Raw genomic sequence first — 13,465 nt, 5'->3', positions numbered from 1 at the left:
AGAAATGAAAAAGCGAGCCCGCTTAGAATGAACACTAACTTTTGTAATAGGGCCATGTTATTCTGGGATGACTAATTCGCCGTTTTCAAACAAGGGTTGCTGGTTAAGACGAGTGGCGGGGAAAATAAATGTCCAAGGCATACTTGTCTTGCCAGTAATATTGAGTTGAGGCAGTGTGAAAGAGTATTCTGCAACAGTTTCGCCGTTTTCAAGGTAAAGCAGTGTTTGATCATTAAAAGAAAGAGCACGTGTGCTGAAGTTATGAATGAGCACGGTCACGAGTAATGCTCCCTGATGGTTCACGGCTTGCCATAAAGGAGTAAATAAAATATTTTCCTTAGAAGCGCTTATCCTTGTTTCAAGAAAAATCTCTTGAATAAAATGACGGTCTTTTGCCGAAAGCGTTTTGTCCCAAGCAGTTTCGAATTGAAGGTGCTGCATTTTGTCACTTCCTTAATAAAGATTATAACTCTTTCTTCTAGTATAGTTTAATCTATTCTCATGCAGCAACAACAAGAGAGCCTAAGGGCGCTTTAAGATACAAGGGGGCTTGAAAAAACCCCTCTTTTCATCTTACTTATATTGTTTTTTTAAAAGGTTCTCTATCTCCTGACTTGGAAGCGGCTTACTGTAGTAGTAGCCTTGTCCCACCTTACATTGGTTTTCGATTAAATACTGCACTTGTTTTTCATTCTCGATACCTTCAGCGATCACATCAAAGTTCAAGCTTTGAGCCATTGAAATAATGGAGGTGACAATAGAGCCGCATGTGTCCTTGTCGATGATGTTATCAATAAACGTTTTATCGATCTTAATATAATCTATGGGAAGATATTGTAAATAATTCAGTGAAGAGTATCCTGTTCCAAAATCATCAATGGCGATTTTTAGACCGAGCGCTTTAAGCGCATTTAAACGCTCAATCGATTGATCGACATCTTGCATGATACTCTCCGTAATTTCAAGTTCTAAGTAATGAGCGTTGAGACCGGTGTCCTCTAACGCCTTTTCTATAAAATCTATAAAATGTTCTTCTTGTAACTGCTTGACTGAAACATTAACAGCGATGGGTAAGAGAGGGAATCCTGCTTGTTGCCATTGCTTGTTTTGCTGAATGGCTTTTAAAATAATCCATTGTCCTAGTTTGACAATCAATCCGGTTTCTTCAGCAAGTGGAATGAATTCGCAAGGTGGAATGGTGCCGAGCTCCGGATGATTCCAACGAATAAGGGCCTCGATGCCGACGATTTTTCCCGTTTCTAAATGAAATTGGGGCTGATAGTGTAAGGTTAATTGCCGATGCTCCATTGCCTTTCTAAGCCTTGTTTCTAAGTCGATTTTTCGTAAATAGGCCTCATTGAGATTTGGGGTATAAAATTGGAAATTATTTTTTCCACGTTCTTTAGATAAATACATCGCTGTATCGGCATGTTTAATCAGTGTTTCTTGATCAAGACCATCATTAGGACTGAGACTAATTCCAATACTCGTAGTGATAAAGAATTCTTCGTCATTAATCATTAGTGGCAAGTCAAATGCTTTAATAATAGATTGGGCAATAGCTTTAACTTCATGTCGATGAAGAGAGTCTAAAACAATAATAAATTCATCTCCACTATATCGAGAAACGAGTCCGTTATTTTGAACAATCTTCTTTAAACGAGTGGCGACATGGATTAAGAGTAAATCTCCAAAGGAATGCCCTTTTGTATCATTAATAACTTTAAAACGATCGAGGTCTAAAAATAATACAGCAAAATAGCCTTCTTTTTTGTTCAATAACTCTGTAAGGTGTTCTCTTAATTTATTTCGATTGGCTAGACCTGTTAATGAGTCATAGTAGGCCATATTATGAATGGTGTGTTCGGCATTTTTTCGTGCAGTAATATCCCGCCCCACTGCTTGGTAGGCAAGCTTTCCTTCGTAATGAATAGGCATAATAGTGGCTTCGATATCAAGGACTCTGCCATCAAAGGAAAAAAGCTTTGTTTCAAAGTGGATGTGTTTCATTTCAGTATGCTCCGTAATGAGAGCGTGAAACTGGTTGATTGTCTCAAGGCTGACGATTTTTGATATCGGGAGTCCTTTTAATTGCTTGTCCTTTGCCCCCGTAATAAGTTGACAGCCTGCTTGATTAACATATTCTAATGTGCCATTGCTAAAGACACCAATAAAATCAGGAGACATTTCGACTAAACTACGATAGCGATTTTCACTCTCAACTTTGTTTGTCATATCAAAAAGGACGCTTGTGAAATGAACTATCTGTCCGTGCTCGTTTACAGAAGGAATTCCGCGATCTTGAATCCACCTTATTTCACCATCAGGTTTTAAAATACGGTAGAGACTAGTCACTTTTTCCCCTTTTAAAATCTTTTGTTCCCTATCTTTAAGCACATTTAAGTCCTCAACATAGATGACTTTTCTCCAAAGCTCTCTATCCTCGTAAAATCGCTCTAAGGGATAGCCATAGAGCTTTTCAATGCCTTTTGTAATCAATAATTGATCAGCTTTGAGATCATGTGACCAAATGGCCACATCTAAAGTTTCAAAGATATTCGTGAGCTTCTGATTGCTGTCTTGAAGCTGTAGTGTTGTATTGTTTACCTTTTTTAACAATATAAATAACGTAATCATAATAGCGACGCTAAAAACAATGTGAATCACTTCAAAGTAGGGTCTTGCATGAGGGCGGAAAAGAAAACTGATCTCACTAAATAGCTCAGAAATAAAGATCACAATGCAAAAGGTGGCACACCAAATATAAAGTCGCTTTTGAAAATTATTCATGTGTGGATACTCCTAATCGTCATTCTTTACTATATTATTCGTTAGGAGTTCGGAAAATAGTACTAATAATAGTAACGGGTTTCTTTTTGGAAAATTAATAACAGACAAAGTTGATCAATTCCTAAAGCTATGAAACGAAGGATTAATTTCGCTGTTCAAGGATGACGTTAGAGGCTTCTTAGAGTAGTAAGGAGGATGACAGTGAGCAGGAGATGCATGCCTTTGAGGCATAATCCTTTAAGGAAATCAGGAGCGATGAGTATGACTTATCTTTCTTAAACAATCGTTTAACGTATCGAGTGGTTTGAAGGGAAATTATGAAGGGTTTATCTGATATTTTGATACATTAAAGGATTTATGAGCTATCCTCGTAAAAGGGAGGCGGTCATTTACACCCTTTTGATTAAAAAAAGGTTCAAAATAAGCCATAGAGTTATTAAAGAGGCCCACAATATAATAAAGGAGCCTCTTGAAAGTTTGGATAATCTTCTTTGGTTGTAATGTTTACACCATAAAGGTTATTTGAAGGGCTTAACAGATTCCCTTTCTACTAGCTCAGTTGATAAGGTATAGTGATTATTGACTTTTTCACCAGCAAGCACTCGGAAAATAAGATGGGCGGCAAGTGAACCGGCTTCATATTTTGGTTGCTTAATGGTTGTAAGCGCAGGAGAAGTAAATTCAGCAAGTTCAATATCATCAAACCCTATGATAGAGATATCTTCTGGCACTTGAATGTTTTTTTCTTTGAATGCCTGTAGCCCTCCAATTGCCATTTCATCATTACCATAAAAAATAGCTTGTGGGAGATCCTTTTGTGCGATCAGAAGCTTCGTCGCTCTATATCCACCATTCCGAGTAAAATCACTATTAATATTCCATTTGGGATGACTAGGAATCGAATAATCATTTAGCGCCTTCAAATATCCTCTGTATCTTTTATGATTATCTTGTGAATTGGAAGGACCACTAATGTAAGCAATTTCTCGATGCCCTTGTTTTAGCAAATGCTCTGTCGCCAAATAACCGCCGTGAAAATTATCAACTTCAACTTGATAGACAAGTTCGCTTTCTATAAAACGATCCATCATAACTATAGGAAAGTCGGTGTTGGCTGCTTTAAGTGTTAGTTCATCGCTAATATTATGGGCGAGAATTATCGCACCATCTACTCGTTTTTCTGTTAAAAATTTAACCGCAGTTGACTTGGGGCCGCCAATAGAACTGCAAGCGATAAGGTCATAGCCATTGCTAGTTGTGACATCTTGAACACCCTGAATGAGTTCAGAGTAAAAAGGACCGGAAAGGTCGGTCAAGATAAGAGCAATGGTATTGGTCTTCGTTCGTTTTAAATCGGAAGCGAAACCATTCTTTTTATAATTAAGGGTTTTGGCAGCTTCTTCCACTTTTCTTTTGGTATCTAAACTGATCTTATCACTGCCGTTTAAGGCATAGGATACTGTGGAAATTGCTACTCCAGCAAGTTTTGCTACATCTTTAATTGTTGCCATATTGCTGCCTCCGAGTTTTCGCTACATTCGTCTTAGCATTATTATTTATAATATCACAAAACGTTTGGGTTTCATTGTTTAATATTTAGATTATTTCGTTATTTTATTCCTGTGAAATTAAAACCTTCGACAATGTATTTCTGGAAGATAATAAAAATAATTAAAATTGGAATGACCATAAAGGCTGCGCCTGCCATTTGTAAGCCATAGTTGGTGACATTCTCATCTTGAAGTAATGAGAGACCCACTGATAAGGTGTAAAGTGATTCGTCGTTTGCGACAATTAATGGCCACAAGAAACTATTCCATGCGCCAATGAAAGTGAGAATAATTTGAACGGCAAGGATAGGTTTGGATAAAGGAATAATCAACCTAAAAAAGATGTAGAATTCTCCTGCGCCATCCAATCTTGCGGCTTCAATCAAGTCATCTGGAATGGTCTCCATGAACTGGCGAATAAGAAAGATATTAAAAGCGGCGACGAGTCCCGGTAACACAATCCCGGCCATTGTATTAGTCAAGGCCATTTTATTTAAAATCAAGTAAGTGGGGATCATAGAGACTTGACCCGGAATCATCATTGTCATTAATACAATAATGAACCAAAATTCCTTTGCTTTAAAATGGAATTTTCCAAAGCCGTATCCAGCCATCGTGTTAAGTAACAGACCGAACATTGAAAAGACCACGATAATTAATGTATTGGTAAAATAGGTTCCAAAATTTAGATTTTGAAACAATTCAATATAGTGATGGAAGGTCGGATGTTTCGGTATTAAAGTTGGAGGAATACTCAAGACTTCCTTTTCGTCTTTAAAGGAACTGAGAATCATCCAAATGAAAGGTAAAGCAACCAGAATGCCACCGATAGTTAATATAATGGTGGTGAGTGTCTTTCCCCAATAATTTCGTGCATGCATGTCGATCACCTCACTAATCTATTCTGATTTTCTAAGTTTGAATTGGAGTATTGTTGCGAGAATAATAACGGCAAACAGTACCACCGAGGCTGCAGCCCCATAACCAAATTCGTTAAATTGGAAGCCTTCTTGATAGATAAATAAGGCCATAGAGTTTGTGCTATCGAGTGGTCCACCTTCAGTCATGACAAAAGGCTCTTCAAAGAATTGCAGCCATCCAATTAGAGTGGTGACAGTGACAAAGAAAGTCGCAAAACTCATAGCTGGTATGGTGATATAAATGAGCTTTTGCCATCGAGAAGCCCCATCAATATCAGCAGCCTCATACTGGGATCTTGGAATAGATTGTAAAGCTGCTAGAAAGATGAGCATGCTAACCCCGTTACTTTTCCAAACAGCCATAAGAATCAAAGAGAGTTTCGCTATATGAGGATTTTCTAACCAAGCGACACCATCTATATGAAACACAGATAAAATATAATTGAATAAACCGTAGTCTTGGTTATATAGAAATCCCCAAACAACAGCGATCGCGACAATATTAGTGATGGATGGCATGTAGTAAATGATGCGGAAAGTAGCTGATAGCCATTTATTTATTTGGTTGAGTAGCAAGGCAATAACAAAAGAACTTATCACTGCAAGTGGTACACCGATAATGACATAAAATAACGTATTGCCAATGGATTTGATGAAAACCTTGTCTGTGAAAAGGTCGATATAGTTTTCGATACCAACAAATTTGATTTGAGCCCAATTGGCTAATCCGATGAGGTTCATGTCGGTAAAGCTGATTCCGATAGAAATGAGAATAGGAACAACTGAAAAAATGACAAGCAATAGTACGGCAGGTCCGATAAAAAATAGAGGTGTTGCTTTAGATTTTAACTTATACATGTTGAACCTCCTTAACACTTAAGCATAAAGGCGGGTGGATACGCAATGGTTTGCGCCACACCCGCGATGTGTCCTCTTAGTCCTTGAGAACCTTTTCTTCCTTAGACTGATAGTCTTTCAAAGCGGAATCAATATCAACGCCACCGCGGTTGATTTGCTCCAAGGTATCGATGAGGTCTTGTCCCATTCGTTCGTATTCAGGAATCAATGGAAGAGCCTGTGTAGACTCTAATTGCTCACCGAAAGTACTGATCTTTGGATCGTCGGCAAGCACTGGATCGTCCCAAGCCTTTTTATTAGCCGGTAATTCACTGTTCGTTTTATACCAATCAACTTGAGTTTCAGGATCCGCCATCCAATTAATGAAGTCGAGTGCTTGGTCTACTTTCTTTGAATTATGGAAAACAGCAAGGTGAGCGCCACCCATCATTGACTTGTTGTTTTCCTGTTTTGGCATGAGACGGACATCCCATTTCCCTTTTATTTCAGGAGCCCGATCATTAATCGTTTTAATGTCCCATGGTCCGCTTATAAACATAGGTTTAGACCCATCACTAAACGATTGGAAAAATTCCTTTCCTTTACCTGTTTGAGAATAGCCTTCTTTATAGAAAAGGTGATGGAGGGCAATAGCATCTTTAAAGGATTGTTCTTTAAAATTATCAACACCTTTATCAATGTCATAGTTCCACCCAAATTCCCAAGCAAGCATAAAAGGAAATTGTGGATCAGTGGCAGGTAAGTCAATAGCATATTGATCTTTGCCACGTGCCGCTAACTTTTTGGAAGCATCAATCATATCATCCCATGTTTCAGGTCCTTTAGGATAACCTACATCAGCTAAAATATCTGTACGATAGAATAATGCGCGTGTATCAACATACCAAGGAATTCCAATTGTTTTACCATCGTACTTTGTTGTCTCGATGGCGCTATCATAAAAATTATCTGGATTTAGATTATCGTAATCATCGATGTATTTTGATAGGTCAAGAAAGGTTCCGGCTTCAGCAAATTCAGAAACCCATGTATTTCCTATTTGAAGAACGTCAGGACCTTTTCCTGAGGCAACAGCAGTGAGTAATTTATCATGTGCACTATCCCAAGGAATAGATTGAACCTCGACTTTAACGCCTGATTCCTTTGTATATTTTTTAGCAAAGTCTTTTAATGCTGGGGACATCGTCCACACCTTAATTGTTTTATCGTCAGACTTACTATCAGATGAACCGGAAGAACAAGCGCTAAGAGCAAGAGCAGCTATAATCAAGAAAACAGCAATAAAACGTGCTTTTTTATTCTTCAAAATTAACACCCCGTTTATAAAATAATGAAATGACAGAAATCCCTTTTTGCTAGATAGCCAAGCTTGAGTCACTATTAAGGTGAGGGACTGGTTTTATGTCCCATTGATCATAAATTAGTATTGAGTCTGTGATGACCTCCTTTCATTTAGGTGAAACGTTTCTACAGAGTATTATAATTTAATGAGTAAAGCGGTTTCAAGTCTTTTTTTATTTTTTTTAGTTTCAAAGTGCTTTTTTATTGGTTTTAACGCATGATGTAAGCTGTTTTATAAAACCAAAAAAATTTTAAGGTGACATTTCGTTTGAATAATCGGTTGAAACGTTTCAATAATTAGGTTATATTTATACTGCAATCGATTACAAAAATATATTGCGTCTATTAATTTTTAGCAGTGGCTATTCATGATGATAGGCAATTGGAGGGTAAGGATTATGGAAGAAGACTACCTTTATCATCTATTAGAACAAATGACAATTGATGAAAAAATAGGGCAACTTTTACAATTAGCTACTCCCTTTTTTAAAGGCTCCTCAACAAAAGGCCAGATCACTGGCCCGATGAAGGAAATGGGAGTGACAGAAGAAGTTGTCGAAAACGCGGGCTCTGTTTTAGGGGCGTCGGGGGCAAAGGAAATTAGTAATATTCAAAAGAAACATTTGGAATCTAATCGTCTTGGGATTCCTTTACTTATGATGTCTGACATTGTTCATGGTTTTAAAACCATTTTTCCAATTCCTTTAGCCATAGGGTGCTCCTGGGATCTTGAGTTAGCTCGTCATGCAGCTGAAATTGCTGCGAAAGAAGCCGCGGTATCAGGCATTCATGTCACGTTTGCTCCAATGGTTGACTTGGTGCGTGATCCACGGTGGGGGCGTGTGATGGAGTCCACAGGAGAAGATCCTTACTTAAATGGATTATTTGCAAAAGCCCAAGTCCATGGGTTTCAAGGCAATGACCTTACGGATACTAAACGTGTAGCCGCTTGTGTTAAACATTTTGCTGCGTACGGGGCGGTAGAAGGTGGACGTGATTATAATACAGTCGACATGTCTGAATGGCAGTTAAGAGAATCCTATTTACCCGCTTATAAAATGGCCTTGGATGCGGGGTGCGAAATGGTGATGACAGCCTTTACGACAATGAATGGGATTCCTGCTTCCGGGAATAGGACGTTAATGCGAAAAATTTTGCGAGAAGAGTGGGGTTTTGATGGCGTTGTGATTTCAGACTGGGGTGCTTTAAAAGAATTGATTCCTCACGGGGTAGCTGAAGATGAAAAAGAAGCTGCCTTAAAGGCGCTGCAAAGTGGTGTTGATATTGAGATGATGACGCTTTGCTATACGAGTCACTTGAAAGAGCTTGTTGCGACAGGTGAAATAGAGGAACAACTTATTGATGAATCTGTAATGAGAATTTTAAAACTGAAAAATAAATTAGGTTTATTTGAGAATCCACTCCGAGGTGCTAACGAAACATTAGAAAAAGACATTGTTTTTTCCGCCCCGCATAGAGAGGTCGCACGGCAGCTGGCGACAAAAGCATCGGTCTTATTAAAAAATGATGATGTATTACCATTGAGTCAGGACCAGAAGGTCGCTCTCATTGGTCCTTTCGCTGACAATCATGATGTGTTGGGTCAATGGTCATGGCTGGGTTCAAAGGAGGATGCTGTTACTCTAAAAGAGGGTTTGGAGACACAATTAAAGTCTGAGAATCTTAATGTGGCTAAAGGCTGCGATGTTGAGTCAAGGGATGAACGGGAGAGTAAAATAGCCTTGCAAATAGCTCGAGAAGCGGATGTTATTATCTTGGCATTAGGAGAACATTCGTGGATGAGTGGGGAGGCAGGGTCACGGACAAATATTAAATTACCCAAAGCTCAACTTAATTTACTAAATGACTTGAAACAACTCAATAAACCAATCGTTGTTGTTTTATTTAATGGGAGACCTTTAGATCTAATGGATGTTACAGAAAAGGCAGATGCCATTTTAGAAGCATGGTATCCAGGAAGTGAGGCAGGCAATGCTTTGGCAGATTTATTATTTGGAAACGTTAATCCATCAGGAAAACTGACCATGTCCTTCCCACGCGCTGTAGGGCAGATTCCTACTTATTACAACCATTATAATACTGGACGTCCAAAAGGAGCCCCTGATGCACAAGAAAGGTATGTATCACAATATCTTGATAGCTCTAATGGCCCACTCTTTCCCTTTGGATTTGGTCTGAGTTACACTTCTTTTGAGTACAAAGATGCTCACCTCTCTAGCAATATAATGAAGCAAAATGAAACGATTAGGCTATCGGTAAAAGTAGAGAATATCGGTGAAGTCATCGGTGAAGAGGTTGTGCAATTTTATATTAGAGATTTGACGGGTGAAGTGATTCGCCCACTAAAGGAATTAAAGGGGTTTGAGAGAATCACTTTGCAACCTGGTGAACAGAAAGAAATAACTTTTACGATTACAGAGAAACAACTCCGTTACTATCATTCAGACCTTAGCTATAAAAGTGATAAAGGAAAATTTATGGCTTACGTAGGATCAAATAGTCAGGATGTACTAGCGGTTCCTTTTCAACTAATGTAACGAGGAGAGATTGACTGTGACGATGAAAACGAATGATCATAACATTCGATCTGGAACATTGAACTTCAGCTTTTTAGAGAGTGGTGATGTGTATCAGATTAAACATGATAATATTATGATTAATCAACTCTTAGGGAACCCAATCGATGGTGCCTTAAATAATATTTATTTACGTCTATATGAGGGTGATGCTGTAAAAAAAGCGGTTCCTCTTCTTGGAGTGAAATCAGAGAGTTATTTTTCAGTTTCTGATGACAGTGCGTGTTGGATAGGTGAAGTAGAGAAAATCACTTATAAAGTTGAACTGAGAATAAGTGAGAGGGCTATTTGGTTTTGGGACATCACCCTTAATGGTAGCGAAGCTGAGGTAGATCTCATTTATGGCCAAGATCTAGGACTTGCGGAAGAAGGAGCGGTTCGCTCTAATGAGGCCTATGTCTCGCAGTACCTCGATCATCAGGTACTAGAGGATGAAAGAGAGGGGTATGTCATTTGTACACGACAAAACCAACCTCAACATGGTCATTTTCCCTATTTACAGCAAGGGTCTCTTCAGAAAATACGGAGTTATTCAACGGATGGTTTTCAATTTTTTGGATTATACTATAAAACTACGAATCAGCCCAAGGCGCTTTCGGAAACCATGTTAGAAAGCCGTAATTATCAATATGAATTTGCCTACTCTGCTTTGCAAACTGAACGCATTTACTTGAAAGGAACCTATCAAGCCGTTTTTTATGGTCTTTTCAAAGCTGACCATCCATCAGCGGTTACTGCTCTTAACTTTAATCAAGAGATTTTCGACGCGTGGAAATCTGTGCGAAATAGGAAATGTGGCCAAAAAGGGAAAACAAGGAAGGTTAATTTGTCCCCTAAAATAGGGGAACCGCTAGTTACAGAGTCTATGACAGAGCAGGATCTTCAAACCTATTTTTCTGAGCGGCAATTGGAGGAAAAGGACCATGATACCCTCTTATCCTTTTTTACGAAGGATTACGAGCATGTGGTTTTAAAGGAAAAAGAACAACGTGTTGAGCGCCCACATGGCCATATTTTAATCAGTGGTCATAATGAGCGATGCCCAGAGCAAACGTTTGCTTCAACGAGTTATATGACAGGAATATTTAATTCACAAGTTGTAATTGGCAATACCAATATGAATAAAATGATATCTAATATTCGCAACCCTTTAAATATCATGAAGACATCAGGGCAACGTATTTATGTGGAGATAGATGGGACCTATCGGTTACTTACGATGCCGTCTGCCTTTGAGATCGGTGTAAATTATGGACGTTGGTACTACAAGACAACAGATGATCTGCTTATCATTACAAATTTTATAGCCCATAATCGGGCTGAACTCGAACTTCACTTTCAATCGATGAGCGGGAAGGAATATCATTGCCTTGTTACAAATCAAATAATCATGAATACAAATGAGTATGAAACATCTGTGGTGCAAAAGGTCAAAGGAAATACCATTACATTTTCAGCCTCTGAACAATCGGATAGTGCATCAGTATATCCCGATCTTCGCTACCAGATTGAATTATTTGATGCAGAAATGGATATAAAAGATGAAACGCTTTTAGCGCAAAATGTCACACCTGGTTCTGCGTCGCTCGTTGTGCTAAACATTCAAGCGAGATCCCATTGGAAATTAAATATAAAAGGAACTTTGACGGCTGAGATGCCATTGGATCACTCTCTTGATTTTGATGAAGAAAAGAAGAATTATCGGAAATATCTAGCCGGAATTATGCGTCACTTTAAACTGTCTCTTAAACATAACCATTCTGAAGAAATAGAAAAGCTTAATGCGGTTGCATGGTGGTATACGCATAACATGCTTGTTCATTATTCGTCTCCGCATGGATTAGAACAATATGGAGGGGCAGCTTGGGGTACTCGGGATGTTTGTCAAGGACCAGCCGAATATTTCTTAGCCACACAAAACTATCCGGTAGTCCGTCATATTATCAAAAAAGTATTTAGTCATCAAGATGAGGAACAAGGTTGTTGGCCACAATGGTTTATGTTTGATGATTATCCGCTTCAACAGGCAGAGAGTCATGGAGATGTGATTGTCTGGCCGCTAAAATTAATTGGTGATTACCTTAAGGCTACGGGGGACTTTTCGATAGTTATAGAAAAGGTTCCATATGTGAATAGGGCCTCTCGAGATTCTGATGACTCAACAATTATGGATCATATTCAAAAAGCCATATCAGCCATTCAACGGGAGTTTTTACATGATACTTATCTGTCTGCCTACGGTGATGGCGATTGGGATGACACGCTACAACCTGCCAATCAGAAATTAAAGAAATATATGGCAAGTGCTTGGACGATTGCCTTGACTTATCAAACGTTAAGGACTCTTTCTGAAGTCTTTATGGGGTGGGATCAGCAAATTGCCAATCACTTTAATACCATCTTACAAGGGATTGAGCACGACTATCAAAACTATATCTTGAAATCAGATGTTATACCGGGCTTTATTTATATGGAAAATCAGGAAAGGGTAGAGCCGATGCTTCATCCAGATGATCACACGACTAACATTAAATATCGCTTGCTTCCTATGCAACGGAGTATTATTAGTGAATTATTTACTCCAACACAAGCTGAATATCATTATTGTCTTATAAAAAAATATCTTTCATTTCCTGATGGTGTGCGGCTTATGAACTGCCCTTCTGATTATAAAGGGGGAGTAAGTACTCATTTTAAGCGTTCGGAACAGGCAGCTAATTTTGGACGGGAGATCGGTTTGCAATATGTTCATGCCCATATCAGGTTTGTTGAAGCCATGGCCAAGATGGGAAAGGCAGAAGATGCTTGGCGTGGCCTTGCCATTATAAATCCTATCCAAATTCAAACTGAAGTTCCTAATGCTGAAGTGCGCCAAAGCAATACCTATTTTAGTAGTTCAGATGGAAAGTTTGATACCCGTTACGATGCTCAAGAACATTTTGAGCAACTACGTCAAGGAGAGGTAGCTGTTAAGGGTGGTTGGCGCATCTACTCAAGTGGTCCGGGGATTTATATGAATCAATTAATTTCTAATGTCTTGGGCATTCGGATGGACAGTGAGCAGCTTGTTATTGATCCTGTTTTACCTCATTCATTGGATGGGCTTGAATTCCAATTTAAAATTTTGAATACACCCATCACATTTTGTTATCATCTTAATCATAAAAATAAAGACATTGTGATTAATGGAAAACAGGTCTCGAAAGCACCGGTACGAAATAAATATAGGCAAGGCGGATTTGTGATTGAGAAGGACAACCTTAAGGAACTCTTAAGGTCAAAGAATAATAAAGTTGATATTTTTATATAGTAAAGTAAATAACATAAAAAGGAACTGTTGTTATGAATTAAGGGTCATTTTTTTCTTTAATGATCTTTAATTCATTTTTTTTTGTGAGTCTGGAAAAGC

At 38.5% G+C, this 13,465-nt stretch carries 8 protein-coding genes; 2 read left to right on the top strand and 6 right to left on the bottom strand.

Annotation, left to right across the window (positions count from 1 at the left end; all coding sequences use genetic code 11):
- Positions 1-57 precede the first annotated feature (57 nt).
- The 6 genes from IEV91_RS05925 to IEV91_RS05900 all read right to left on the bottom strand — a co-directional run bounded on the left by IEV91_RS05925 (position 58) and on the right by IEV91_RS05900 (position 7,433).
- Positions 58-441, bottom strand: coding sequence for an SLAP domain-containing protein (locus IEV91_RS05925; protein ID WP_188496491.1), 384 nt, complete (start codon positions 439-441; stop codon positions 58-60).
- 132 nt (positions 442-573) lie between these two features.
- Positions 574-2,790 carry a sensor domain-containing protein gene (locus tag IEV91_RS05920; RefSeq protein ID WP_188496490.1) on the bottom strand — a complete coding sequence of 739 codons (2,217 nt, stop codon included), beginning with the start codon at positions 2,788-2,790 and terminating at the stop codon, positions 574-576.
- Between the two features lie 518 nt (positions 2,791-3,308).
- Complete coding sequence (locus tag IEV91_RS05915; protein WP_188496489.1) at positions 3,309-4,301, bottom strand: LacI family DNA-binding transcriptional regulator; 993 nt, start codon at positions 4,299-4,301, stop codon at positions 3,309-3,311.
- A gap of 98 nt (positions 4,302-4,399) precedes the next feature.
- Positions 4,400-5,221 (bottom strand): carbohydrate ABC transporter permease, encoded by an 822-nt coding sequence (locus tag IEV91_RS05910; protein WP_188496488.1) that lies wholly within the window; start codon positions 5,219-5,221, stop codon positions 4,400-4,402.
- A gap of 18 nt (positions 5,222-5,239) precedes the next feature.
- Positions 5,240-6,118: a carbohydrate ABC transporter permease gene (locus IEV91_RS05905; RefSeq protein ID WP_188496487.1), complete on the bottom strand. Its 879-nt coding sequence runs from the start codon at positions 6,116-6,118 to the stop codon at positions 5,240-5,242.
- 76 nt (positions 6,119-6,194) lie between these two features.
- Positions 6,195-7,433, bottom strand: a complete 1,239-nt coding sequence (locus IEV91_RS05900) for a sugar ABC transporter substrate-binding protein (RefSeq protein WP_188496486.1) — start codon at positions 7,431-7,433, stop codon at positions 6,195-6,197.
- A 424-nt stretch (positions 7,434-7,857) separates the two neighbouring features.
- Here IEV91_RS05900 and bglX point away from each other — a divergent pair, with 424 nt between their 5' ends.
- Both bglX and IEV91_RS05890 read left to right on the top strand, forming a co-directional pair.
- Positions 7,858-10,017 (top strand): beta-glucosidase BglX, encoded by a 2,160-nt coding sequence (bglX, locus tag IEV91_RS05895; RefSeq protein WP_188496485.1) that lies wholly within the window; start codon positions 7,858-7,860, stop codon positions 10,015-10,017.
- 22 nt (positions 10,018-10,039) lie between these two features.
- A complete protein-coding gene (locus tag IEV91_RS05890; protein ID WP_188496522.1) occupies positions 10,040-13,366 on the top strand; it encodes a GH36-type glycosyl hydrolase domain-containing protein in 3,327 nt (1,108 codons plus the stop codon).
- Positions 13,367-13,465 lie beyond the last annotated feature (99 nt).

Source organism: Pullulanibacillus pueri, from assembly GCF_014639255.1.
Taxonomy (GTDB): Bacteria; Bacillota; Bacilli; order Bacillales; family Sporolactobacillaceae; genus Pullulanibacillus; species Pullulanibacillus pueri.
This window is presented reverse-complemented; position numbering and strand designations above follow the sequence as displayed.

Excerpts from the sequence above, each read along its gene's own strand:
- IEV91_RS05925 (WP_188496491.1), bottom strand. The coding sequence starts at position 441 with ATGCAGCACCTTCAATTCGAAACTGCTTGGGACAAAACGCTTTCGGCA.
- IEV91_RS05920 (WP_188496490.1), bottom strand. The coding sequence starts at position 2,790 with ATGAATAATTTTCAAAAGCGACTTTATATTTGGTGTGCCACCTTTTGC.
- IEV91_RS05915 (WP_188496489.1), bottom strand. The coding sequence starts at position 4,301 with ATGGCAACAATTAAAGATGTAGCAAAACTTGCTGGAGTAGCAATTTCC.
- IEV91_RS05910 (WP_188496488.1), bottom strand. The coding sequence starts at position 5,221 with ATGCATGCACGAAATTATTGGGGAAAGACACTCACCACCATTATATTA.
- IEV91_RS05905 (WP_188496487.1), bottom strand. The coding sequence starts at position 6,118 with ATGTATAAGTTAAAATCTAAAGCAACACCTCTATTTTTTATCGGACCT.
- bglX (WP_188496485.1), top strand. The coding sequence starts at position 7,858 with ATGGAAGAAGACTACCTTTATCATCTATTAGAACAAATGACAATTGAT.
- IEV91_RS05890 (WP_188496522.1), top strand. The coding sequence starts at position 10,040 with ATGAAAACGAATGATCATAACATTCGATCTGGAACATTGAACTTCAGC.